This is a genomic window from Nonomuraea sp. NPDC050310, from assembly GCF_040655795.1.
Classification (GTDB): domain Bacteria; phylum Actinomycetota; class Actinomycetes; order Streptosporangiales; family Streptosporangiaceae; genus Nonomuraea.
Genome location: NZ_JBFAKP010000001.1, coordinates 224,344 through 246,101, shown reverse-complemented (window position 1 = coordinate 246,101; position 21,758 = coordinate 224,344). Strand labels below are relative to the sequence as shown.

General features: G+C 69.7%; 24 protein-coding genes and 1 tRNA gene. 9 read left to right on the top strand and 16 right to left on the bottom strand.

All coding sequences use genetic code 11. The features are described 5' to 3' along the window. Positions 1-3: 3 nt before the first annotated feature. The 5 genes from AB0I67_RS01275 to AB0I67_RS01255 form a co-directional block, all read right to left on the bottom strand. Positions 4-975, bottom strand: a complete 972-nt coding sequence (locus AB0I67_RS01275; protein WP_357915708.1) for an ABC transporter ATP-binding protein — start codon at positions 973-975, stop codon at positions 4-6. Between the two features lie 77 nt (positions 976-1,052). Further along, positions 1,053-1,667, bottom strand: a complete 615-nt coding sequence (locus tag AB0I67_RS01270) for a GNAT family N-acetyltransferase (protein ID WP_357915705.1) — start codon at positions 1,665-1,667, stop codon at positions 1,053-1,055. 84 nt (positions 1,668-1,751) lie between these two features. Continuing rightward, the gene (rplL, locus tag AB0I67_RS01265; RefSeq protein WP_357915702.1) at positions 1,752-2,141 is read right to left on the bottom strand and encodes a 50S ribosomal protein L7/L12; all 390 of its coding nucleotides are present in this window, start codon (positions 2,139-2,141) and stop codon (positions 1,752-1,754) included. A gap of 57 nt (positions 2,142-2,198) precedes the next feature. Then, the gene (gene rplJ, locus AB0I67_RS01260) at positions 2,199-2,723 is read right to left on the bottom strand and encodes a 50S ribosomal protein L10 (protein WP_357915699.1); all 525 of its coding nucleotides are present in this window, start codon (positions 2,721-2,723) and stop codon (positions 2,199-2,201) included. 273 nt (positions 2,724-2,996) lie between these two features. Next, the gene (locus tag AB0I67_RS01255) at positions 2,997-3,908 is read right to left on the bottom strand and encodes an LppX_LprAFG lipoprotein (RefSeq protein ID WP_357915696.1); all 912 of its coding nucleotides are present in this window, start codon (positions 3,906-3,908) and stop codon (positions 2,997-2,999) included. Between the two features lie 116 nt (positions 3,909-4,024). Between AB0I67_RS01255 and AB0I67_RS01250 the strand changes: the two genes are divergently transcribed. Further along, positions 4,025-4,567 (top strand): MarR family transcriptional regulator, encoded by a 543-nt coding sequence (locus AB0I67_RS01250; protein ID WP_357915693.1) that lies wholly within the window; start codon positions 4,025-4,027, stop codon positions 4,565-4,567. On the opposite strand, the gene AB0I67_RS01245 is transcribed toward AB0I67_RS01250, so the two are convergent. The 6 genes from AB0I67_RS01245 to AB0I67_RS01220 all read right to left on the bottom strand — a co-directional run bounded on the left by AB0I67_RS01245 (position 4,557) and on the right by AB0I67_RS01220 (position 8,197). After that, positions 4,557-5,528, bottom strand: coding sequence for an NAD-dependent epimerase/dehydratase family protein (locus AB0I67_RS01245; protein ID WP_357915690.1), 972 nt, complete (start codon positions 5,526-5,528; stop codon positions 4,557-4,559). The two genes, AB0I67_RS01250 and AB0I67_RS01245, sit on opposite strands and share 11 nt — an antisense overlap. 116 nt (positions 5,529-5,644) lie before the next feature. After that, positions 5,645-6,364 (bottom strand): 50S ribosomal protein L1, encoded by a 720-nt coding sequence (gene rplA, locus AB0I67_RS01240; RefSeq protein ID WP_357915687.1) that lies wholly within the window; start codon positions 6,362-6,364, stop codon positions 5,645-5,647. A 70-nt stretch (positions 6,365-6,434) separates the two neighbouring features. Beyond that, complete coding sequence (gene rplK, locus AB0I67_RS01235; RefSeq protein WP_357915684.1) at positions 6,435-6,866, bottom strand: 50S ribosomal protein L11; 432 nt, start codon at positions 6,864-6,866, stop codon at positions 6,435-6,437. A gap of 109 nt (positions 6,867-6,975) precedes the next feature. Further along, entirely contained in the window at positions 6,976-7,746 is a 771-nt protein-coding gene (gene nusG / locus AB0I67_RS01230; protein ID WP_357915681.1) for a transcription termination/antitermination protein NusG, read from the bottom strand. A gap of 55 nt (positions 7,747-7,801) precedes the next feature. Then, positions 7,802-8,047: a preprotein translocase subunit SecE gene (gene secE, locus AB0I67_RS01225; RefSeq protein ID WP_357915678.1), complete on the bottom strand. Its 246-nt coding sequence runs from the start codon at positions 8,045-8,047 to the stop codon at positions 7,802-7,804. Between the two features lie 77 nt (positions 8,048-8,124). Continuing rightward, positions 8,125-8,197, bottom strand: a tRNA-Trp gene (locus AB0I67_RS01220). 211 nt (positions 8,198-8,408) lie between these two features. Here AB0I67_RS01220 and AB0I67_RS01215 point away from each other — a divergent pair. Further along, on the top strand, positions 8,409-9,611 hold the full coding sequence (locus AB0I67_RS01215; protein ID WP_357915675.1) for a pyridoxal phosphate-dependent aminotransferase: 1,203 nt from the start codon (positions 8,409-8,411) through the stop codon (positions 9,609-9,611). Between the two features lie 74 nt (positions 9,612-9,685). Here AB0I67_RS01215 and AB0I67_RS01210 read toward each other — a convergent pair whose 3' ends face one another. Then, positions 9,686-10,567 (bottom strand): PASTA domain-containing protein, encoded by an 882-nt coding sequence (locus AB0I67_RS01210; protein ID WP_357915672.1) that lies wholly within the window; start codon positions 10,565-10,567, stop codon positions 9,686-9,688. Beyond that, positions 10,564-11,064 carry a SigE family RNA polymerase sigma factor gene (locus tag AB0I67_RS01205; protein ID WP_357915669.1) on the bottom strand — a complete coding sequence of 167 codons (501 nt, stop codon included), beginning with the start codon at positions 11,062-11,064 and terminating at the stop codon, positions 10,564-10,566. The genes AB0I67_RS01210 and AB0I67_RS01205 overlap by 4 nt, the downstream gene beginning before the upstream one ends. Positions 11,065-11,119: 55 nt before the next feature. Here AB0I67_RS01205 and AB0I67_RS01200 point away from each other — a divergent pair, with 55 nt between their 5' ends. After that, positions 11,120-12,139, top strand: coding sequence for an adenosine deaminase (locus AB0I67_RS01200; RefSeq protein WP_357915667.1), 1,020 nt, complete (start codon positions 11,120-11,122; stop codon positions 12,137-12,139). Here the strand turns inward: AB0I67_RS01200 and AB0I67_RS01195 are convergent. Both AB0I67_RS01195 and AB0I67_RS01190 read right to left on the bottom strand, forming a co-directional pair. Further along, entirely contained in the window at positions 12,128-12,847 is a 720-nt protein-coding gene (locus tag AB0I67_RS01195; protein WP_357915664.1) for a hypothetical protein, read from the bottom strand. The genes AB0I67_RS01200 and AB0I67_RS01195 overlap by 12 nt on opposite strands. After that, complete coding sequence (locus tag AB0I67_RS01190) at positions 12,834-13,373, bottom strand: RNA polymerase sigma factor (RefSeq protein WP_357915662.1); 540 nt, start codon at positions 13,371-13,373, stop codon at positions 12,834-12,836. Before AB0I67_RS01190 ends, AB0I67_RS01195 begins: the two co-directional genes overlap by 14 nt. A 119-nt stretch (positions 13,374-13,492) precedes the next feature. Between AB0I67_RS01190 and AB0I67_RS01185 the strand changes: the two genes are divergently transcribed. The 6 genes from AB0I67_RS01185 to AB0I67_RS01160 all read left to right on the top strand — a co-directional run bounded on the left by AB0I67_RS01185 (position 13,493) and on the right by AB0I67_RS01160 (position 20,522). Then, positions 13,493-14,224, top strand: a complete 732-nt coding sequence (locus AB0I67_RS01185; protein WP_357915659.1) for a class I SAM-dependent methyltransferase — start codon at positions 13,493-13,495, stop codon at positions 14,222-14,224. A gap of 73 nt (positions 14,225-14,297) precedes the next feature. Continuing rightward, positions 14,298-15,311 (top strand): DUF5685 family protein, encoded by a 1,014-nt coding sequence (locus tag AB0I67_RS01180; protein WP_357915656.1) that lies wholly within the window; start codon positions 14,298-14,300, stop codon positions 15,309-15,311. A gap of 58 nt (positions 15,312-15,369) precedes the next feature. Further along, complete coding sequence (locus AB0I67_RS01175; RefSeq protein ID WP_357915653.1) at positions 15,370-17,232, top strand: acyl-CoA dehydrogenase family protein; 1,863 nt, start codon at positions 15,370-15,372, stop codon at positions 17,230-17,232. A gap of 186 nt (positions 17,233-17,418) precedes the next feature. Next, a complete protein-coding gene (locus AB0I67_RS01170; RefSeq protein WP_357915650.1) occupies positions 17,419-18,705 on the top strand; it encodes an extracellular solute-binding protein in 1,287 nt (428 codons plus the stop codon). Positions 18,706-18,774: 69 nt separating this feature from the next. Beyond that, the gene (locus tag AB0I67_RS01165) at positions 18,775-19,674 is read left to right on the top strand and encodes a sugar ABC transporter permease (RefSeq protein WP_357915647.1); all 900 of its coding nucleotides are present in this window, start codon (positions 18,775-18,777) and stop codon (positions 19,672-19,674) included. Further along, positions 19,653-20,522, top strand: coding sequence for a carbohydrate ABC transporter permease (locus AB0I67_RS01160; protein WP_357915644.1), 870 nt, complete (start codon positions 19,653-19,655; stop codon positions 20,520-20,522). The genes AB0I67_RS01165 and AB0I67_RS01160 overlap by 22 nt, the downstream gene beginning before the upstream one ends. A 43-nt stretch (positions 20,523-20,565) precedes the next feature. Here the strand turns inward: AB0I67_RS01160 and AB0I67_RS01155 are convergent, their stop codons facing one another. After that, the gene (locus AB0I67_RS01155) at positions 20,566-21,711 is read right to left on the bottom strand and encodes an acetyl-CoA C-acetyltransferase (RefSeq protein WP_357915641.1); all 1,146 of its coding nucleotides are present in this window, start codon (positions 21,709-21,711) and stop codon (positions 20,566-20,568) included. Positions 21,712-21,758: the final 47 nt, after the last annotated feature.

The window sequence follows — 21,758 nt, the reverse complement described above, 5'->3', positions numbered from 1 at the left end:
GGGCTAGTGGACCCCGTCCAGCAGCCAGTTGCGCCCGCGCTCGTCCACGAACGAGCCGGGCGGGGCGGCGATCCCGTTGGCGGCCAGCCACGCGCCCGGGGCTCGCATGCTCTGCCGTACCCGGCCTCCGGTGGGCATGAGCTGCGGCGGGATCGGCGGCAGCGGGCCGGGCTCGTGGCCCTGCTCGGCCTCCGCGGCCAGTTCGGCGACGTCCTTCTCCTCCGACATGCCGATCGGGCCATGCCGCCGCGCGTTGAGGAACTGCCGTACGGCCGGCTCCTGGCTGGACAGGAGCTGCTCGCGCGGACCGAACATGACCAGCTCGCGGCGGAACAGCAGGCCGATGGCGTCGGGCACGGTCCGGGCGGTGTTGATGTCGTGCGTGACGATCAGGAAGGTCGCCCCGGTCTCGGCGTTGAGGTCGACGATGAGCTGGTTCAGGTAGGCGGTGCGGACCGGGTCCAGCCCCGAGTCGGGCTCGTCGAAGAGGATGATCTCCGGATCGAGCACCAGCGCCCGGGCCAGCCCGGCCCGCTTGCGCATCCCGCCGGAGATCTCACCGGGCAGCTTGTTCTCCGCGCCGATCAGGCCGACCAGCTCGATCTTGTCCAGCACCATCCGGCGGATCTGCGCCTCGCTCTTGCGGGTGTGCTCGCGCAGCGGGAAGGCGATGTTGTCGTAGAGGGTCATCGAGCCGAACAGCGCGCCGTCCTGGAACAGCACCCCGAACAGCCGGCGCAGCTCGTACAGCTTCCTCTCGCCGCAGGCGGCCAGGTCGTGCCCGTCGATCCAGATGTGCCCGCGGTCGGGGCGCAGCAGCCCGACCAGCGTCTTGAGGAAGACCGACTTGCCGGTGCCGGACGGCCCGAGGAGCACCGAGATCTCCCCGGTGGGAAGGGTGAGCGAGACGTCCGACCAGATGACCTGCCGGCCGAACGACTTGGTCAGCCCTTCCACGACGACTTCGACGCCCACCGGTCACCTTCCACTCACAGGGGGTAACGTGGCCAGCACACTACCGTCCCCGTCCCGCGGAAATCCGGCGAATCGGTTCAGCCCTTGTAGACGATCGAGGTCAGCGGGGACTCCACTCGCCAGCCCAGCGTCTCGTACAGCGCGCGGCCGTCCTCGGTGCCGCCCAGGACCGCCTTGCGGGCGCCCCGCTCGATCGCGTGGTTCTGCAGCGTGCGCATCACCAGCGTCCCGAGGCCGCGCCGCTGGTGGGCGGGGTCGGTCTCGACCTTGTCCATCACCGCGACCGGGCCGGCCAGCCCGAACTGCCCGCGGGCGGCGGGCTCGCCGCCGTGCGTCACCCGCACGAACGTGGCCGCCCCGGCGTCCTCGATCTCGACCTCGTACCCCTCGCGCGCGGCCACCGGCACCCGCTCCAGCGGGGTGCTCATCATGTAGCCCGCCGGCGCGACCTCCCACCCCGGCACCAGGTACGGCACAGCCTCCGCCTCGGGCACAAACATCTTCAGCCACGTCCCGGGCTCGTCCACCCCCGGCACCAGCTCGGCCAGCCAGGGCAGGTCCGTGACCACGAACCGGCGCACCTGCCCGGGCGCGCCCACCTCCATGAGCCAGCCCCACGGCTCCGCCACCGGCGTCTCGGTCGACCGCGACGCCGCCCAGCCCATCACCCAGTCGCGCACCAGTTCATTCATGACGCGACAGCGTACAAACATGAAAAAGGAGCGGCACACCCGGCACCTGGGTGTGGCCGCTCCCTTTCCGAAGCGAAGTAAGGACTACTTCACGGAGACGGTCGCGCCGGCGCCCTCGAGGGCAGCCTTGGCCTTCTCCGCCTGCTCCTTGTTAACCTTGCCGTCGAAGACCGGCTTCGGAGCGCCGTCGACCAGGTCCTTGGCCTCCTTCAGGCCGAGGGAGGTCAGCGCGCGGATCTCCTTGATGACCTGGATCTTCTTGTCGCCGGCGGCCTCGAGGATGACGTCGAACTCGTCCTGCTCGGCGGCCTCTTCGGCAGCGGGGCCCGCGGGGCCGGCAGCGGCGGCGACGGCGACCGGGGCGGCAGCCTTGACGTCGAAGGTCTCCTCGAAGAGCTTCACGAACTCGGACAGCTCAAGGAGGGTCATCTCCTTGAAAGTGTCGAGCAGCTCGTCGGTGCTGAGCTTCGCCATGATGTTTCCTCCGTAATGAACTAACTAAAGGGTGAAAGTTGCAGCAATCCCCGGGGATTACTCGCCGGACTGCTCGCGCTTGGCGCGCAGCGCGTCCGCGAGCTGAGCCATCTGCGTGGGCAGCGCGGCGAACATGGCGGCAGCAGCGGACTGCTTCGCCTTCATCGCACCGGCCAGCTTCGCGAGGAGAACCTCACGGGACTCAAGGTCAGCGAGCTTGGTGATCTCCGCGGCGTTGAGGGCCTTGCCCTCCATGAAGCCGCCCTTGATCACCAGAAGGGGATTGGCCTTGGCGAAGTCGCGCAGACCCTTGGCCGCCTCGACGACGTCACCGGTAACGAAGGTGACGGCGGTCGGGCCGACCAGGAGGTCGTCCAGACCAGTCACGCCGGCCTCAGAGGCGGCGATCTTGGTCAGAGTGTTCTTCGCCACGGCGAACTTCGCGTTCCCACCGAGCGCCACACGAAGCTGCTTGAGCTGTGCGACGGTGAGACCGCGGTACTCGGTCAGAACGGCGGCGCTGCTGCCCTCGAACTCGCTCTTGAGCTCGGCAACGGCTGTCGCCTTATCCGCCCTCGCCATGGGCCTCCTTCCAGATGTGCCGCCGGACATGAAAAACGCCCCGTGCGCAGGCGCAGCGGGGCTCGACCCGGAATCCGGGCGGAATCTCACATCACACCTACGCGGGCCGTCCACCTGACGTGGAACCTTCGGTCTCTCAGGACACACCTGAAAGACGACCGGCGGTCTTTGGCACAAGTCAGAATAGGGCAGGACTGTCAAGAAACCAAATCGGCGCCCGGCCGAGGCCGGACGCCGAACTGGTTCGCCTTGCTACCGCCCTGTCGGGACCGGTCAGCCGGTGGCGCTCGGCGACGGAACCGCCGAGGTCTCCGGGGCCGGCGGAGCCGAGGTGTCGGGCGAGGCCGGCGCCGGGGTGCCCGTCGCGGGGCCGCCCTGCGGCAGGTCACCGACCTGGTCGGCCGGCGGCGGGGTGATCGTCACCGGCTCGTTGAAGCCCTTGAAGAAGAGCGTGGCGTCGAGCGTCCCGCCCTCCTTCGAGCCGTTGAGCGCCAGCTTGCGCGGCAGCCCGTCAGCGCCGACCCAGATGTCGAACTTCACGTCCTTCAGCTCGGCCAGGTTCTGGCGCGCGCGCTCCTGCTGGTCGGCGGGGAGCGTCAGCACCGCGAGCTCGACCGGGAACGTGCCGCTGTAGTGCGTGGTCTCGACGTTGTCGACGGTCTCCGTGCCGACCGACTTCACGTCCTTGGAAGCCGTCACCAGCTTGGTCACCGTGGCGAGATCGAACTGGCGCACCTGGTCGAGGTACTTCTGCACCTCGGCGGCCGGGCCGACCTCGTTCAGCTTGACCTGGATCCAGGGCTTCGACGAGTTGATGATCTGCTTCAGGGCTTCGACCTTGATGTAGACCGTGTCGCCCTTGAGGACGGCGCGCACCCCACCGGGCAGTTGCTGCCCGCCGAAGTCCACGGTGTCCAGGGTCACGTCCACGGCCAGCTCGGGCTGGCTCTGGTAGAGCATCCGGCCCTGAACCTTGCCGGCGCCCTGCTGCGGATGCGTGACGTTCACCACGGCGTCGACCGTGTAGCTCGACACCTGCTGCGTCTTCTGCGCGGCCTGCTGCAACACCTCCGAAGCCGCCAGGTTCACCTGGAGCGGCTGGGTGGCCGTACCGCAACCCGCCACCGCGAACAGCGCGGCAGCGCCTGTCGCGGCGGCAGCGAGAATGATCCTGCGCTTCACCATGTTTTCGACCCTACGTGGAGGATTCACTTTTCGGCGTCTGCCCGACTGGATCTCAGGGAAACCCCAGGGTCACCCCTGGGTAGATCGTGAAGCACGTACTAATATGTTTTCTTACCATGAATGACGTAACTACTTTTGACCGCGATCCCGACGGCACCCTCTTCGACCCCCGCGTCCGCGAGGCCATGAGCCGGCTCGCCGACTCCCCCGCCGACCTGCTCGCTTTGGAGACCAGCGGAGCCGTGCGCACCGCCTACCACGCGGTGGAACGGTTGCGCGCGCGCGGCTCGGAAGGCCGCGGGGTCAGCGCCGGCGCACTCGACCTGCTGGTACGGCTCAACACGGCCGGCCGTGGCGTCGGCATCGGTGAGCTGGCCCGCGCCGCCGGGGTGAGCTCGCGCAACGTGACCGGCCTGGTCGACACCCTTGAGCGCGACGGGCTGGCCCGCCGTACCGGTGACCCGGCCGACCGGCGGGCGGTGCTCGCCGAGATCACCCCGGCCGGCCAGGAGTGGATCGCCGCCTTCCGCAAGCCCGCGCAGCTCGCCATGCGCGCGCTCTTCCAGGGCTTCTCCCCCGACGAGCTGACCGCCTTCCGCGACCTGTGCCTGCGCCTGGCCGCCAACCAGCAACGCCTCGCCGAGCACCTCAGCCGGTAGCCCGGCCGCCGAGGAGGGACAGCAGCTCGGCCTCCTCCTCGGCGGTCAGTCCCGAGCGGCTGACCACGTGGCCCGACTCACGCAGCCAGGTCAGGGTGTCGCGCGCGCTGTCGGCGACCGGCCGGATGCGCAGCCCGGCGTCGATGGTCGCCGAGGTGTCACGAGCCATGAAGCCCGCGTACTCCGGCAGCGGCACCCACATCGGCAGCGACCGCGGCCCCATCCACGCCTCCACCTTCTGCTCGACCAGGAACTCCTGGTCGGCCCACACCAGCTCGGGCTCGACCCCCACCCCGGCGGCGATCTGCGCGAGCAGCTCCCCGCGCGTGAAGGGCATCGACATCCCGTCGTACGGCCCGGCCAGCCCCGCCTGCGCGGCGTCGAGCGACCAGGCGGCCAGGTCACGCACGTCCACGAGCTGCACGAGATCGCCGGGCGAGCCCGGAGCCAGGACGGGCCCTCCGCGCGCCAGCCGCTCGACCCAGTAGGTGAACCGGTCGGAGAGGTCTTCCGGCCCCACGATCAGCCCGGCTCGCACCAGCAACGCGCCCGGCCCGAAGAGCTGCTCGCAGGCCACCTTGGCAGGGCCGTAGTTGGCCGGGTCCGCCTCGTCGGCGTCGGCGGCCAGCGGCTCGAAGACGTTCTGGTCGGCGACGCCGAAGTCGCGGTAGACGCTGGCGGAGGAGATGAACGTCCAGTGCCCCACCCGGCCGGCCAGCTCGGTGACGGCCCGCCGTACGTGGCTCGGCTGGCGAGCGACGTCGACCACCAGGTCGAAGTCACCCCGCACCGCGGCGAGGCCGTCGTCGAGACTCCGGTCCACCCGGACGAACTCGACGTCGGCCGGCGGATCCCCCGCCATCCCGCGAGCCGCGCACACCACCTCGTGACCGCGCTCGCGAGCCTGCCGCGCGATCTCCCTGGACAAGAACCTGGTACCGCCTAGAACAAGCGTCCGCATGCCCTCATCCTCGTCCACCCGGGGGCGAACCCCACAGCCGCTTCACTTCCAGCGCAAAACAGAACCGCCCCGCCGGAGGACTCCGGCGGGGCGGTTCGTGAAACGACCTAGCGGTCTCAGACCTCGAGCTCGGCGGTGAGGCCGCGCACCAGGTTGGGGTCGACCGGGACGCCAGGGCCCATGGTGGTCGAGAAGGTGACCTTCTTCAGGTAACGCCCCTTCGCCGCGGACGGCTTGAGACGCAGCACCTCGTCGAGGGCGGCGGCGTAGTTCTCGATCAGCTGACGCTCGTCGAAGGAGGTCTTGCCGATGATGAAGTGAAGGTTCGCCTGCCGGTCGGTGCGGAACTCGATCTTTCCGCCCTTGATCTCGGTGACGGCCTTCGCCACGTCGGGGGTCACCGTGCCGGTCTTGGGGTTCGGCATCAGACCACGCGGGCCGAGGACGCGGCCGAGACGGCCGACCTTGCCCATGAGGTCCGGGGTGGCCACGACGGCGTCGAACTCGTTGAGCCGGTTGCCCTTGGCGATCTCGTCGATCAGCTCGTCGGCGCCGATGATGTCGGCGCCCGCCTCGCGGGCGGCCTCGGCACGGTCACCGGTCGCGAAGACCAGGACCCGGGCGGTCTTACCGGTGCCGTGCGGAAGGTTGACCGTGCCACGCACGATCTGGTCCGCCTTGCGAGGGTCGACGCCGAGGCGGAGGGCGACCTCCACGGTGGAGTCGAACTTGGTGGTGGCCGTGTCCTTGGCCAGCTTCGCGGCCTCGGCCGGCGAGTACAGCTTGTTGCGGTCGACCTTGGCCGCCGCGTCCTTGTGCGCCTTGCTGCGCTTCATGTGAATCTCCAGAAAGAGGAGTCTGTGGTGCCGGGCCAGCGCGTGGCCCTCCCACGGGGTCGGACAGGTCTTACTCGGCGACGGTGATGCCCATCGACCGGGCGGTGCCGGCGATGATCTTCTTGGCGGCCTCGATGTCGTTGGCATTGAGGTCGGGCATCTTGGTCTCGGCGATCTGGGTGAGCTGCTCCTGGGAGAGCTTGCCGACCTTGTCCTTGTGCGGGACCGCGCTGCCCTTGTCGATGCCGAGCGCCTTCAGGATGAGCCTGGGCGCGGGCGGCGTCTTGGTGACGAAGGTGAAGCTGCGGTCTTCGTAGATGGTGATCTCAACGGGGATGATGTTGCCCCGCTGGGCCTCCGTCGCAGCGTTGTACTGCTTGACGAAGTCCATGATGTTGACACCGTGCGGACCGAGGGCGGTACCGACGGGGGGCGCCGGGGTGGCCTGGCCAGCGGGAAGCTGGACCTTGACCAGAGCGGCAATCTTCTTCTTCGGAGGCATTTCCTACTCCGGGTCCTGATTGGGTGATGCAGTCCGTACCACGGATGTGGCCAGACATGTCGGAACCCCGCCCTTCGCGAGGGACGGGGACCGAACGACTTAGTGTATGTCAGATCTTGGAGACCTGGTTAAACGAAAGCTCGACCGGGGTCTCGCGACCGAAGATCGACACCAGCACCTTGAGCTTCTGCGACTCGGGGCTGATCTCGTTGACCGTCGCGGGAAGCGTGGCGAAGGGGCCGTCCATGACGGTGACGGACTCGCCGATCTCGAACTCGACCGAGGGGCCGGCGGCCTTGGCCTTGGCCTGCTTGACCTCGGCACTCGGCTCGGGAGCCAGCAGCTTGGCGACGTCGTCGAGGCTCAGCGGGCTGGGCTTGTTGGACAGGCCGACGAAGCCGGTGACGCCCGGGGTGTTGCGGACGGCGGCCCAGGACTCGTCGGTCAGCTCCATGCGGACCAGGACGTAGCCGGGCAGCACGCGCTCGCGGACCGGGACCTTCTTGCCGCTCTTGAACTCGTCGCGGGTCTGCGTCGGCACCTCGGTCTGGAAGATGTAGTCCTCCATGTTGAGGGAGACGGTCCGGGTCTCGATGTTGGACTTCACCCGGTTCTCGTAACCCGCGTAGGAGTGGATGACGTACCACTCACCAGGCTGGCCGCGCAGCGACTGCTTGAACTCCTCGACGGGGTCGACCTCGACCTCTTCCTCGTCCTCGGCGTCAGCCTCGTCCTCGGAAACGGCGTCGGTCTCGTCCTCGGAAACGTCCTCGTCCGCATCCTCGGCGGAGAGCTCGGCGTCCTCGGTGGTCTCTTCCGAGACGGTCTCCTCGTCCCACTCTTCCCGGGACTCGTCGGCCGGCAATGAAGACTCGGACACGATGACTCTTCCTCTTCCGTCGAATGCGAATGTCGGCACCAGTTCGGTGCTGGGATCACTTCCCGCCGAAGATGCGCAGGACACCCTCACCGAAGAGCCAGTCGAGCCCGTAGACGATCCCGACCATGATCAGAACGAATACCAGAACGACCGTCGTGTAGGTGACGAGGTCTCTGCGTGTCGGCCAGATGACCTTACGGAGCTCGTTGACGACCTGCCGGTAGAAGAGCGCGGGAGTAGTCCTGGACTTCTTCTCACCACTCGGCTTGTCTGCGGTCTCGCCGCGAGTGTCGATCGCCACAGTCCTCACCTGAATCTGTCGTCGTATCCAGCACATCGCGGCGCGCTTTCACGCCTTCATGCGCGGACCGCAACTCGCAGGGCAAGAGGGACTCGAACCCCCAACCGCCGGTTTTGGAGACCGGAGCGCTACCAATTGCGCCATTGCCCTATGTCGTCAACCAGCCTACCCGGTTGCCGCCGCTGACCGAACCTTCGCGCGTCACGACATGCGAACGCTCAGCCGAGGCCAAAGTGTACGGGTGATTGACCGAAACGTCGAACCAGAACCTGATCGCCCTGCTCATCGGGCGCGGAGCCGCCTGTGAAAGCAGCCGAGCCGCCTGTGAAAGCCGCGGAGCCGCCTGTGAAAGCATGGGCGCATGTCCACCCGACCCCGTGTCTCAGCACGAATCTCCGCGATCTCGGAGTCCGCGACCCTGGCCGTGGACGCCAAGGCCAAGGCCATGAAGGCCGCAGGCCGGCCGGTCATCGGTTTCGGCGCCGGCGAGCCCGATTTCCCCACGCCCGGCTACATCGTCGAGGCGGCCGTCGCGGCGGCGCAGGATCCCAAGAACCACAAGTACACGCCGGCCGGCGGCCTGCCCGAGCTGAAGCAGGCGATCGCCGACAAGACGCGCCGCGACTCCGGCGTCGAGGTCACCGCCGACCAGGTGCTGGTCACCAACGGCGGCAAGCAGGCGGTCTACGAGGCCTTCGCGACGCTGCTCGACCCGGGCGACGAGGTGCTGGTGGTGGCCCCGTACTGGACCACCTACCCCGAGGCGATCAAGCTCGCCGGCGGCGTGCAGGTGGACGTGGTCACCGACGAGACCAGCGGCTACCTGGCCACGGTCGAGCAGCTCGAGGCGGCCCGCACCGAGCGCACCAAGGTGCTGCTGTTCGTCTCGCCCTCCAACCCGACCGGCGCGGTCTACTCGCGCGAGCAGGTCGAGGCGATCGGCCGCTGGGCCACCGAGCACGGGCTGTGGGTCGTCACCGACGAGATCTACGAGCACCTCGTGTACGGCGACGCCGAGTTCACCAGCATCGCGCACCACGTCCCGGCCGACCACGTGGTGATCCTGAACGGCGTGGCCAAGACCTACGCGATGACCGGCTGGCGGGTGGGCTGGCTGATCGGCCCGAAGGACGTCGTCAAGGCGGCCACCAACCTGCAGTCCCACGCCACCTCCAACGTCTCCAACGTGGCCCAGGTGGCCGCGCTGGCCGCGGTGAGGGGCGACCTGGACGCGGTCGAGGAGATGAAGACCGCCTTCGACCGCCGCCGCAGGACGATGGTCCGGATGCTCAACGAGATCCCGGGCGTGTTGTGCCCCGAGCCCGAGGGCGCCTTCTACGTCTACCCGTCGGTCAAGGCGCTGCTCGGCAAGGAGCTGCGCGGCCGCCGCCCGCAGACCAGCGCCGAGCTGGCCGAGCTGGTGCTGGAGGAGGCCGAGGTCGCGGTGGTGCCGGGCGAGGCGTTCGGCACGCCGGGCTACTTCCGGCTGTCCTACGCGCTGGGCGACGACGACCTGGCCGAGGGCGTCAGCCGGCTGGCCAAGCTGCTCTCCGAGGCCCGCTAGCCGCACGCGGTTTCGCGGACACGACGTGCGCCCCGGCCGGTCCATACCGGCCGGGGCGTTCGCGTGTCCGCCGGTCAGCCGGTCCGCTCCACTCCCCTGGCGACCTTGAGGAGCTCCTCCTTGACCGCGTCGGTGCCGCCCAGCTTGGCGGCGCGGTCGGGGCTCATCTTGATCTGGACCCACAGGTCGCCGAGCGGCCACACCACGGTCGGCGTCTGGAGCTCGCCGGTGACGCCGAGGTCGTGCAGGCTGCCGGTCTCGTGGACGCTGGCGATCCCGCCCTCGGCCGAGCCCACGTCGACCCGGTCGTCCATCTTCTCCAGGAGCTTCGCCGGGTCCTCGGTGGCCTTCCCCTCGAAGACGAAGACCTGGAGACCGTAGTAGCCCTGCGGGTGGCCCGGCTCGTCGTAGGTGGTCGAGTAGCTGGTGACGCCGAAGGTGTCCTTGACCGACCACCTCCCCCACCTGAGGTCGTCGGGCAGGTAGGTCAGCCGGATCCCGCCGAAGGCGCGGCCGTCGCCGAGGTCGCCGAGGTGCTGGGCCCGCTTCCGCGCGGAGTAGAGCTGGATCTCGGTGCCGGGCTTGACCAGGGTGCCGGCCGCCGGGTCCTGACTCGTGACCTCGCCGGGATCGGTGCGCAGGACCGGCTTGAGCCCGGCCTGCTCCAGCCTGGCGGACGCCTGCTCGGGGGGCATCTTGACGACGTCGGGGACGGCCACCTCGGTGACGACGCTGGCCGAGGTGGCGGCGTTCTTGCCCGCCGGCTCCGGTTCGACCAGGAGGAACGCCGCGCCCCCGCCGAAGGCGGCGACCACCAGGGCCGCGCCGACCGCGCGGGCGCGCAGCCGGCGGGCACGGCTGCCGCGCCGTACCGCCGCGGCCAGGCCCTCGGGGCCGCGCACGTCCTCCACCTCCCGGCTCATCGCCTCGCGCAGCAGGTCTTCCACGGTGCTCATCGCAGTGCTCCTTCCAGGTCGAGGACGCGCTCGCGGAGGCGGGCGAGCCCCCGTGCGGCCTGGCTCTTCACGGTGCCGACCGAGCACCCGAGGTACGCGGCCGTGTCGGCTTCGGAACGGTCCTCCCAGTAGCGCAGCACCAGCACCGCGCGCATCCGCGGCGGCAGGCGGCGCAGCTCCCCGAGCAGGGAGTCGCGCAGGTCGGGATCGGCTCCGAGGGCGGGGGTGTCGGGCAGCCGGGCGAAGGTGATCTCCTGGATCACCCGGCGCCGGCGCGAGCGCGAGATGGCCGCGTTGACCACGACCCGGCGGGCGTACGCCTCGGGGTTGTCCTCGCGGATGCGCGCCCAGTGCCGGTAGACCTTCTCCAGCGCGTGCTGCACCAGGTCCTCGGCGTCGTGGACGGAAGCGCCGCAGACCAGGACCGCGGTCCGGAGCAGGGAGGTGCTTCTGGCGGCGACGAACTCGTCGAAGGCCGCCTCGTCTTCATCGGTCATGGACTCCCCTTTCGCCCTCCCAACGCGGCCGCAGGGCATAAGGTTGAGAGGCAATATGGAACGACCGTTGCACACGTTGCCCAAGGCCCATCTGCACCTGCACTTCACCGGCTCGATGCGGCACTCCACGCTGATCGAGCTCGCCCGCGAGCAGGGCATCCACCTTCCCGACGCGCTGGAAGAGGACTGGCCGCCCAAGTTGCGGGCCACCGACGAGCGCGGCTGGTTCCGCTTCCAGCGGCTCTACGACATCGCCCGCTCGGTCCTGCGCCGCCCCGAGGACGTCTACCGGCTGCTGCGCGAGGCGGCCGAGGACGAGGCGGCCGAGGGGTCGCGCTGGCTGGAGATCCAGGTGGACCCGTCCGGCTACGCCCAGCGGTTCGGCGGGCTGACCGCCACGCTGGAGCTGGTCCTCGACGCCACCGAGCAGGCGGCGCGCGCGGCCGGGATCGGCATGGGCGTGATCGTCGCGGCCAACCGCACCCGGCACCCGCTCGACGCCCGCACCCTCGCCCGGCTGGCCACGCAGTACGTGGACAAGGGGGTGGTGGGGTTCGGGTTGTCGAACGACGAGCGGCGGGCGCAGGCGCGTGACTTCGAGGCGGCCTTCCGCATCGCCAGGCGGGGCGGGCTGCTGGCCGTACCGCACGGGGGTGAACTGCTCGGGCCGCGCAGCGTCGAGCAGTGCGTCGACGACCTGCGCGCCGACCGGGTGGGGCACGGCGTGCGGGCGGCGGAGTCGGCGCGGCTGATGGAACGGCTGGCCGACCGGCAGATCTGCTGCGAGGTCTGCCCGACCTCCAACATCGGCCTGGGCGTGGTCGAGCAGGCGGCCGACGTGCCGGTGCGGCGGCTGTTCGACGCCGGGGTGCCGCTGGCGCTCGGGGCCGACGACCCGCTGCTGTTCGGTGCGCGGCTGCTGCCGCAGTACGAGCTGGCCAGGCACGTGTACGGCTTCCGCGACGCGGAGCTGGCCGAGCTGGCGCGGCAGTCGATCAGGTCGTCGGCCGCGCCGGAGTCGATGCGCAAGCACGTGCTGAAGGAGATCGACGACTGGCTCGTCTCACCGCAGTGAGCGGGCGACCTCCAGGGCGCGGTCCCGGTCCTTGACGCCCTCCAGGCGGTGGCCGACCTCGCCCTCGCCCCACACGAGCGTCGCGTCGGCCACCCGGAGCGGCACCTCGCGGCCGTCCTGGCGGGTCAGGTAGGACAACACGTGCGGTTTGGCGATCCACCAGCCGCTGCCGCCGCCGATGACGAGTTCCTCCGGCCAGTCGGCGCCGCCCATCCGCTTGAGGAACATCGGGCTGATCCCGCCGGCGAACTGGTCGAGCCGGACGCCGTCCGGCCAGGTCATGGTGACGATGCGGCCCCACTCGGCGACCCGGACCCGGGCGGGCGGGCCGAGCTCGGCGGGCAGGCGCAGCGGGAAGGGCGCGACGCGGCGGGCCTCTTCCAGGGTGGCCTCGCGCTCGGCCGGCAGGCTCGCGGTGGCGGTCGGGGTCCGGCCGGGGTCGCCGACGCGGATCTCCACGCCGGTGGAGCGCACCACCCAGATCGTCGCGGCGGCGGCCAGCGCGAGCACGACCGCGACGATCACCGCGATCAGTCCCCACCGGCGTCGCGCGGGCACGCGGCCGGCCGGGCGGGGCTCGGGCTCCGGCCGCTCCAGCCGGGCTCGTACGGCTGCCGCCGTCTCGGCGGGCGGCGGGGCGGGCACGTCGAGCAGGTCGCCGAGCGCGAGCAGCTCGGCCTCCAGGTCGCGATCGTCACGCGAGGTCATGGCCCACCTCCTCCCGCAACCGGGCCAGCCCGCGATGCGTGCGGGACTTGACGCTGCCCACCGGGCAGTCCAGCACCTGGGCGGTCTCGGCTTCGGACAACTGCAGGAAGTACCGGCACACCACGGCTTCGCGTTCCCGTTCCGGCAGCCGGCGCACCGCCTCCAGCAGGCGGGTGCGGCGGTCGGCGGCCACCGCGCTGCCCTCGGGGTCGTCGGGCGCGGTCACCGGGGCCTGGGCGCCGAGCCGTACGGTCAGGTCGGAGCGGCGGCCGCGCGAGCGGGTGAGGTTGTGGGTCTCGTTGGCGACGATGCGCAGCAACCACGGGCGGAAGGGCGCGTCGCGGCGGAAGCCGGCCAGGTGGCGGTAGGCCTTCACGAAGGCCTCCTGCACCACGTCCTCGGCCTCGTCGCCGGCGCCGAGCATGGCGGCGGTGCGATGGGCGAGCGCGCTGTAGCGGGCGACCAGCGCCTCGTAGGCGCCCAGGTCGCCGGCGAGCGAGCGGGCAACGGCCTCTTCGTCGTCCATGGCAGCGACAGGATTCCATCGCATGGGGCAGGCTTGGGGGAAGGGCTTTTGGTGAACCGGGGTCGGTCCCGGGCATTAGACTCTGGCAATCCGTGACCTCTCGCGAAGGACCGTAACGCATGTCTGGCTACGACCGCGTAGTACAACCGGCCGCCGGTGACGAGGCCTTGGAGAACCACCTGGGTGGCGACGAGGCCAAGAACTACCGGCAGTACGAGTTCGACATGGTCGCGCCGCACGTGGGCCGCTCGCTGCTGGAGATCGGCTCGGGCCTGGGGCACTTCGCCGAGCAGTTCCTGCCGCGCCTCGACCGGCTCGTGGTCAGCGACTTCGACCCCTACTGCGTGGAGCAGCTCCGCAAGCGCTTCGCCGACAACCCCGACGTGGGGGTGCTGCAGTTCGGGCTGCCGACCGACATCCCGCTGGAGGACAAGGTCGACACGGTCGTGATGATGAACGTCCTGGAGCACATCGAGGACGACGCCGAGGCGTTGCGCTCGCTGGCGCGCGTCACCCAGCCGGGCGGCCGGATCGTCATCTGGGTGCCGGGCTACATGCAGCTCTACGGCGACTTCGACCGCAAGGTCGGCCACGTGCAGCGGTACACGCCCAAGACGCTGCGTTCCACGGTCGCCAAGGCCGGGCTCGACATCGACGTGCTCAAGCCGATCAACTTCCTGGGCGGCATCGCCTGGTGGGCGGCGGTGCGCCGGGGCGGCGTGGGCTATCCCGACCCGAGGCTGGTCAAGATCTACGACCGCACGGTGGTGCCCGCGACCCGGTTGATCGAGCGCTTCATCCGGCCGCCGTTCGGCCAGACGGTGTTCTGCGTGGCCCGCGTCCCCCGTTGAAGTCGCCCGCGTTCCTCGCTGAATCGGACATCCGCCCTTCTGCCGGACCGACATTCCCGGTTAAATACCGGGAATGTTCGGAATTGTCCGCCCGTGCCGTCATCGCCTCTGCGGCAACCTCCATCGCGAGTGGATGTCCCACCTGTGCGGACTCTGCCTGACCCTGCGTGACGAGCACGGCCACCTCAGCCGGCTCGTCACCAACTACGACGGGCTGCTCATCTCGGTCCTCGTCGAGGCGCAGCGCCCCGAGGTCTCGCCCCGCCGCCGCGCGATGGCCTGCGCGTTGCGCGGGTTCAAGGGCGCCGACGTGCTCAGCGCGCACGACGAGGGCGCGCGGCTGGCCGCGGCCGTCTCGCTCGTGCTGGCCGCCGCCAAGGCTCGCGACCACGCCGCCGACGGTGACGGCCGGCGGCTGGTCACCGCCTCGGCCGCGCGGATGGCCACGCGCTGGGACGCCGCCGGCGCGCGGGGCGGCTCGGCGGTCGGTTTCGACACCTCCGTCCTGACCGACGCCGTCGCACGGCAGGCCGCGCTCGAAGCCGACCCCACCCGCGGCCTGCTGGAGCTCACCGAACCCACCGAGACCGCGGTCGCCGCCGCCTTCGCGCACACCGCGGTCCTGGCCGGCAAGCCGCACAACGCCGCCGCGCTGGGCGACATCGGCCGCTTCTTCGGCCGGATCGTGCATCTCGTGGACGCCGCCGAGGACCTGGCCGAGGACCGCCGCCGCGGCGCCTTCAACCCGCTCCTGGCCACCGGCACCGGCCTGGCCGAGGCCCGGCGGCTGTGCGAGGACGCCTGCTACGGCATCGAGGTGGCCTTCGCCGAGCTCGACCTGGCCCGGCCCGCCCTGGCGCGCACGCTGCTGGTCCGCGAGGTGGCCCGCGCCGCCACCCACGCCATGGACGGCGCGGCGGGCATCCGGCACGTGGCCTCGGCCAAGCAGGAGCAGGACCCGAACAAGCAGCAGAGCTCCCACTGCGACGGCATCTGCGACTGCTGCCAGTGCTGTGACTGCTGCAAGTGCTGCGGCGACTCCGACGGCGACGGCTGCTGCAACGGCTGCGACTGCGGGTGCAACTAGCGCGGAGATGCGGGTAGTCGCCTTCCGGCCCGAGAGGTAACGTCGGCGGGAGGACGCCATGAGCGAGTACGCCAAGGCAAGAGAGCTCGGCGAGCAAGCCAGGGAGAAGGAGTGGCGGCGGCCGAGCTTCGCCAAGCAACTGTTCCTCGGGGACTTCCAGCTCGGGCTGGTGCATCCGGCGCCCGCGCTGCCGGAGGAGGCGGCCAAGCGGGGTGAGGAGTTCGTCCGGGCGGTCCGCAGGTTCCTCGACACGAAGGTGGACCCGGCCCGCATCGAGCGGGATGCGCTGGTGCCCGACGAGGTGGTCCGCGGGCTGGCCGAGCTCGGCGCCTTCGGGATCACCACGAGCGAGGAGTACGGCGGGCTCGGCCTGCCGTACCTCTACTACTGCCGGGCGCTGATGCTGGTCGGCTCCTACAGCCCGGCGCTGGCGACCATGCTCTCCGCGCACCAGTCGATCGGCGTGCCGCAGCCGCTGAAGCTGTTCGGCACCGAGGAGCAGAAGCGGGAGTTCCTGCCCCGCTGCGCCCGCGGCGAGATCTCGGCGTTCCTGCTGACCGAGCCGGACGTCGGCTCCGACCCGGCGCGGCTGTCCACCACGGCGGTGCGCGACGGCGACGACTACGTCCTCAACGGCGTCAAGCTGTGGACGACCAACGGCGTGATCGCCGACCTGCTGGTCGTGATGGCCCGCACCGGCGAGCGGATCAGCGCCTTCGTGGTCGAGGCCGGCTCCCCCGGCATCACCGTGCAGCGGCGCAACCAGTTCATGGGCCTGCGCGGCATCGAGAACGGCGTGACCACCTTCGAGGACGTGCGCGTGCCGGCGCGCAACCTGATCGGCCGCGAGGGCGACGGCCTGCGCATCGCCTTGACCACGCTCAACACCGGGCGGCTGGCGCTCCCGGCGACCTGCGCGGGCAACGCGAAGTGGGCGGTCAAGGTCGCCCGCGAGTGGAGCACTGCCCGCGTGCAGTGGGGACGCCAGGTCGGCGAGCACGAGGCGGTCGCCAAGAAGATCGCCTTCATCGCGGCCACCGCCTACGCCCTGGAGGCGATCTGCGAGCTGACCAGCCGGATGGCCGACGACGCCGCCAACGACATCCGGATCGAGGCGGCGCTGGCCAAGCTCTACGCCAGCGAGATGGCCTGGCAGGCGGTGGACGAGCTGGTCCAGATCAGGGGCGGGCGCGGTTACGAGACCGCCGAGTCGCTGGCGGCGCGCGGCGAACGGGGCGTGCCGGCCGAGCAGATCCTGCGTGACCTGCGGATCAACCGCATCTTCGAGGGCTCGTCGGAGATCATGAAGCTGCTGATCACCCGGGAGGCCGTGGACGCGCACCTGGCCGCCGCGGGCGAGCTGATCCAGCCGGACGCCGGCCGCCAGGAGCGGGCCCGCGCGCTCAAGCGGGCCGGCGCCTTCTACGCGCGCTGGCTGCCCTCCCTGCTCACCGGCGCGGGCCAGTTGCCCACCGGGTACGGCGACTTCGGGCCGCTCGCCCGGCACCTGCGGTTCGTGGAGCGGACCAGTCGCAAGCTGGCCCGGTCCACCTTCTACGGGATGTCGCGCTGGCAGGGGCGGCTGGAGCACCGGCAGGGGTTCCTCGGGCGGGTCGTCGACATCGGGGCCGAGCTGTTCGCCATGACCGCGGTCATCGTCAAGGCCGAGGAGGACGCCCGCGAGCTGGGCCGCCGGCCGTACGAGCTGGCGGACACCTTCTGCTTCCAGGCCAGGCGCCGGGTGGACGCGCTGCTCGCCCGGCTGTGGGACAACAGCGACAAGCAGGAGGTACGGCTGGCGCGGTACGTGCTGGAGGGCCGTTACGCCTTCCTGGAGGAGGGCATTCTCGACCCCTCCACGGACGGCCCGTGGATCGGCGCGCCGACCGGCGGGGAGAACGTGCGGCGATCCGTCACGTAAGTGGCGGTCTAGACCGGTTTTGCTCTTCCGTTTTCAAACCGATATGCACCGGTATAGACCGCGTGTTGAACAGCGGCCTACGCTGACGCAAACGCGTGGAGCAGTGGCTCTCGCGACCCCATCCCTGGGCGGCTTCCCGCGGTGGTATAGACCAGACGCGCGCCCGACGAGAAGGCGGTTTAGACGGTGAACAAGAAGTTCGTAGGCGGGGCGGCTCTGGCCCTCGCCGCAGTGCTCACCCTCGCCAGCTGCGGCTCCGGCTCCGGCTCCGGAACCGCCCCGGCAGGCGGCGGCGAGACCAAGGCCGCGGGCGGCGAGCCCGTGACCCTGAGCCTGGTGGCGGCCGAGTACGGCGACGGCCCGGGCGCGCCCAACTCCAGCGAGACCTTCTGGAAGGGCATCTCCGAGGCCTTCACCAAGGCCAACCCGAACATCAAGGTCGACGTCAAGGTCCTGAGCTGGACCGGCATCGACGACGCGGTCGCCACCCTGATCCAGAACGGCCAGGTCCCCGACATCCTGCAGCTCGGCGGCTACGCCGGCTACGTCAAGGAGGGGCTGCTCTATCCGATCGACGACGTCATGTCGCCGAACGTCAAGAGCGACATCCTGCCCAGCTTCGCCAAGCTCGGCGAGGCCGACGGCAAGATGTACGGCGTGCCGTTCATCTCCTCGGCGCGCGCGCTGTTCTACAACAAGGAGCTCTTCGAGAAGGCCGGCATCGCCGAGCCGCCGAAGACCTGGGACGAGCTGAAGGCCGCGGCCGAGAAGCTCAAGGCCGCCGGCGTCAGCCAGCCGTACGGTCTCCCGCTGGGCCAGGAGGAGGCGCAGGCCGAGTCCTTCCTGTGGATGATGGGCAACGGCGGCGGCTACACCGACGCCTCCGGCAAGTGGGCCATCAACTCCGCGCAGAACAAGGAGGCCTTCACCTTCCTGAAGGGCCTCGTGGACGCCGGGCTCACCACCCCGAACCCCGGCACCAAGAACCGCAAGGACGTCTGGGCCGACTTCGCCGCCGGCAAGATCGGCATGGTCAACGGCGGCCCCATGGCGATGCCCGGCTTCGACAAGGGCGCCGTCAACGGCAAGTACGGCGTGACCGTGACCCCCGGCAAGTCCGGCCCGCTGACCACCACCCTCGGTGTCGCGGACTGGATGATGGCCTTCAACAAGAACGGCCACAAGGAAGAGATCAAGAAGTTCTTCGACTTCTTCTACGGCACCCCCGACGCCTCCAAGAAGATCATCGACACCTACAAGTTCACGCCGGTGACGCAGTCCGCGGCCACCGCGCTGAGCAGCGACGAGAAGCTCAAGCCCTTCCTCGACGTGCTCCCGAACGCCACCTTCTACCCCTTCACCGACCCCAAGTGGGAAGAGGTCAAGACCCAGACCCAGCAGACGATCGGCAACATCGTCAAGGACCCGAACGGGACCCTGGACAACCTGCAGAAGATCGCCGACGGTAGCTGACCCTGGTGAAGGTACGGCAGGCGGAGGCACGACTCCGCCTGCCGTGCCTTCTCGCACGAAGGAAGCAGAATGATGCAGCGTAGAGCGAAGGGGTTGCGCGCCCTCGAGCCCCTGGCCTGGGTCGGACCGGCGGTCGTGCTGATCGCGCTGGTCGTCATCTGGCCGATCATCGAAATGGTCAGGTCGTCCTTCCTGAAGATCAGCAAGTTCGGTGTGGTCTCGGGCGGCAACGGCACGAAGAACTACGAGAAGCTGTTCGACGACCCCAACTTCTGGCCGATCATGGGGCGCAGCGTGGTCTGGGTCGTGGCCGTCGTCAGCCTCACCGTGCTCGTCTCGCTGGCTCTCGCCCAGCTCTTCAACCAGCGCTTCCCCGGCCGCAAGGTGGCCCGCTGGGCGCTCATCGCGCCGTGGGCGGCCTCGGTGCTGATGACCTCGATCATCTTCCGCTGGATGCTCGACCCCGAGGTCGGGCTGATCAACATCATCCGCGTCAAGCTCGGCTTCCTGCCCGCGATGGGCGGCGCCGAGGCCGACCTGCTCGGCGACCCCTCGACGGCGATGCCGTGGTTGATCTTCGTCGCGGTCTTCGTCTCGGTGCCCTTCACCACCTATGCGCTGATCGCCGGCCTGGCCACGATCCCCTCGGACATCTACGAGGCCGCGCGCATGGACGGGGCGAGCAAGCCGCGCATCTACTGGTCGATCACGCTGCCGCTGCTGCGCCCGGCGCTCACCGTGGCGGCGCTGATCAACGTCATGAACGTCTTCAACAGCTTCCCGATCATCTGGTCGATGACCGGCGGCGGGCCCAGCTACCAGACGGCGACCTCGACGATCTTCATGTACGTGCTCAAGGGCTCCGACCTGGGCGAGTCGGCCGCGATGTCGGTGGTCAACTTCGGCATGGTGATCGTGCTGACCGTCATCTTCCTGAAGGTCTCCAAGTGGAAGACGGAGGTCGCGTGATGGCCCACGCGCTGAGCCACCGCCCGCGGCGGCAACTGCCCAAGATCAAGACGGTGATCGTCGCCGCGGTCGCCTACGTGATCGCGCTGATCTTCATCTTCCCGTACGTGATCATGTTGCTCACCTCGCTGCGCTCCCAGGAGTCGCTGCGCGAGGCGACGATCCTGCCCCCGGTGTGGGAGTGGGGCAACCTGACCGACTTCTTCACCAGCGGCCTGGTCGACAACCTCGTCGTCACCCTCCAGGTGGCCGGCGGCTCGACCGTGCTGGTGCTGCTGGTGGCCCTGCCCGCGGCCTACTACACCGCGCGGCACAACTTCCGCTTCCGCACCGGCTTCCTGATCCTGGTGCTGATCACCCAGATGTTCCAGCCGACCGCGATGCTCGTCGGCATCTACCGGGAGTTCTTCCAGTTCGGGCTGGTCGACTCGGTGTGGTCGCTGATCCTGGTCAACGGCGGGTTCAACCTGGCGTTCGCGGTCTGGATCCTGAACGCCTACTTCTCCTCCATCCCGCGCGAGCTGGAGGAGGCCGCCTTCATCGACGGCAACGGGCGCTTCGGCGCGCTGTTCCGGGTGACGCTCCCGCTGGCGATGCCGGGCGTCATCACCGCGCTCATCTTCACCTTCATCGCCGCGTGGAACGAGTTCGTGGTCGCCCTCGTCCTGGCCACCTCGAAGGAGAACCAGCCGCTGACCGTGGCGCTGAACTCCTTCATCGGTCAGTACCAGGTGGACTGGCAGCACCTGTTCGCCGGCTCGGTGATCGCCACCATTCCGGTGATCATCCTCTTCGCGCTCATCGAGCGGAAGGTCGTCGGCGGGCTGACCGCGGGCTCCATCAAGTAGAAGAGGGGCCCCCTGGATCAGGGGGCCCCTCTTTTTTTGCTTTCTAAAGGCGCTCGATGATGGTGACGTTGGCCTGGCCGCCGCCCTCGCACATCGTCTGCAGGCCGTAGCGGCCGCTGGTGCGCTCCAGCTCGTGCAGCAGCTTGGTCATCAGGATCGCGCCGGTGGCGCCCAGCGGGTGGCCCAGCGCGATGGCGCCGCCGTTCGGGTTGACCTTGGCCGGGTCGGCACCGAGCTCCTTGATCCAGGCGAGCGGGACCTGCGCGAAAGCCTCGTTGATCTCGGTGACGTCGATGTCGCCGATGCTCAGGCCCGCCTTGCTCAGCGCCCGCTGGGTGGCGGGGATGGGCGCGGTGAGCATGTAGACCGGGTCGTCGCCCATCAGCGCGAGCTGCACGATCCGGGCCCGCGGGGTCAGGTTGTGCTCGCGCACCGCCTGCTCCGAGGCGATCAGCACCGCGCCGGAGCCGTCGGAGATCTGCGAGGCGGTCGCCGCGGTGATGTGCGTGCGGTTGGGGACGGGCTGGAGCTCGGCCATCTTCTCCAGCGTGCTGTCCGGGCGGGGGCCCTCGTCGTCCTCGACGCCGTTGATCGGGGCGATCTGGTCCTTGAAGTAGCCGTTGGCGATCGCCTTGGCGGCGCGCTGGTGGCTCTCGTAGGCGAAGCGCTCCAGCTCGGGGCGCTCCAGGCCCCACTTCTGGCTCATCAGGTCCGCGCCGCGGAACTGGGAGATCTCCTGCTTGCCGTACCGCTCCACCCAGCCGTCACCGAACGGGAAGGGCATGCCCTTCTCCAGCGCGGCGGTGATCGAGGAGCCCATGGGGACGATGCTCATCGACTCCACACCCGCGGCCACCACCAGGTCCTGGGTGCCGGACAGGACACCCTGGGCGGCGAAGTGGATCGACTGCTGCGAGGAACCGCACTGCCGGTCGATGGTCACACCTGCGGTCGTCTCGGGCAGGCCGGCCGACAGCCAGGCGTTGCGCGCGATGTCCATGCTCTGCGGGCCGAACTGCATGACGCAGCCCATGATGACGTCCTCGACCGCGGCCGGGTCGACGCCGGTGCGGTCCATGAGCGCCTTCAGCGTGTGAGCGGCGAGGTCGACCGGGTGGACGGTGGACAGCCCGCCCTTCTTCTTGCCGACCGGGGTACGGACCGCTCCGACGATGTACGCCTCTGCCACGATGCCTCCAGAACTTCATTCGGTAAGTGGCAGCCTACACTCCCCCA

Coding starts and splice junctions, on each gene's coding strand:
- AB0I67_RS01270 (WP_357915705.1), bottom strand. CDS start 1,667: ATGAATGAACTGGTGCGCGACTGGGTGATGGGCTGGGCGGCGTCGCGG.
- rplL (WP_357915702.1), bottom strand. CDS start 2,141: ATGGCGAAGCTCAGCACCGACGAGCTGCTCGACACTTTCAAGGAGATG.
- rplJ (WP_357915699.1), bottom strand. CDS start 2,723: ATGGCGAGGGCGGATAAGGCGACAGCCGTTGCCGAGCTCAAGAGCGAG.
- AB0I67_RS01255 (WP_357915696.1), bottom strand. CDS start 3,908: ATGGTGAAGCGCAGGATCATTCTCGCTGCCGCCGCGACAGGCGCTGCC.
- AB0I67_RS01250 (WP_357915693.1), top strand. CDS start 4,025: ATGAATGACGTAACTACTTTTGACCGCGATCCCGACGGCACCCTCTTC.
- AB0I67_RS01245 (WP_357915690.1), bottom strand. CDS start 5,528: ATGCGGACGCTTGTTCTAGGCGGTACCAGGTTCTTGTCCAGGGAGATC.
- rplA (WP_357915687.1), bottom strand. CDS start 6,364: ATGAAGCGCAGCAAGGCGCACAAGGACGCGGCGGCCAAGGTCGACCGC.
- rplK (WP_357915684.1), bottom strand. CDS start 6,866: ATGCCTCCGAAGAAGAAGATTGCCGCTCTGGTCAAGGTCCAGCTTCCC.
- AB0I67_RS01215 (WP_357915675.1), top strand. CDS start 8,409: ATGTCCACCCGACCCCGTGTCTCAGCACGAATCTCCGCGATCTCGGAG.
- AB0I67_RS01210 (WP_357915672.1), bottom strand. CDS start 10,567: ATGAGCACCGTGGAAGACCTGCTGCGCGAGGCGATGAGCCGGGAGGTG.
- AB0I67_RS01205 (WP_357915669.1), bottom strand. CDS start 11,064: ATGACCGATGAAGACGAGGCGGCCTTCGACGAGTTCGTCGCCGCCAGA.
- AB0I67_RS01200 (WP_357915667.1), top strand. CDS start 11,120: ATGGAACGACCGTTGCACACGTTGCCCAAGGCCCATCTGCACCTGCAC.
- AB0I67_RS01195 (WP_357915664.1), bottom strand. CDS start 12,847: ATGACCTCGCGTGACGATCGCGACCTGGAGGCCGAGCTGCTCGCGCTC.
- AB0I67_RS01190 (WP_357915662.1), bottom strand. CDS start 13,373: ATGGACGACGAAGAGGCCGTTGCCCGCTCGCTCGCCGGCGACCTGGGC.
- AB0I67_RS01185 (WP_357915659.1), top strand. CDS start 13,493: ATGTCTGGCTACGACCGCGTAGTACAACCGGCCGCCGGTGACGAGGCC.
- AB0I67_RS01180 (WP_357915656.1), top strand. CDS start 14,298: ATGTTCGGAATTGTCCGCCCGTGCCGTCATCGCCTCTGCGGCAACCTC.
- AB0I67_RS01175 (WP_357915653.1), top strand. CDS start 15,370: ATGAGCGAGTACGCCAAGGCAAGAGAGCTCGGCGAGCAAGCCAGGGAG.
- AB0I67_RS01165 (WP_357915647.1), top strand. CDS start 18,775: ATGATGCAGCGTAGAGCGAAGGGGTTGCGCGCCCTCGAGCCCCTGGCC.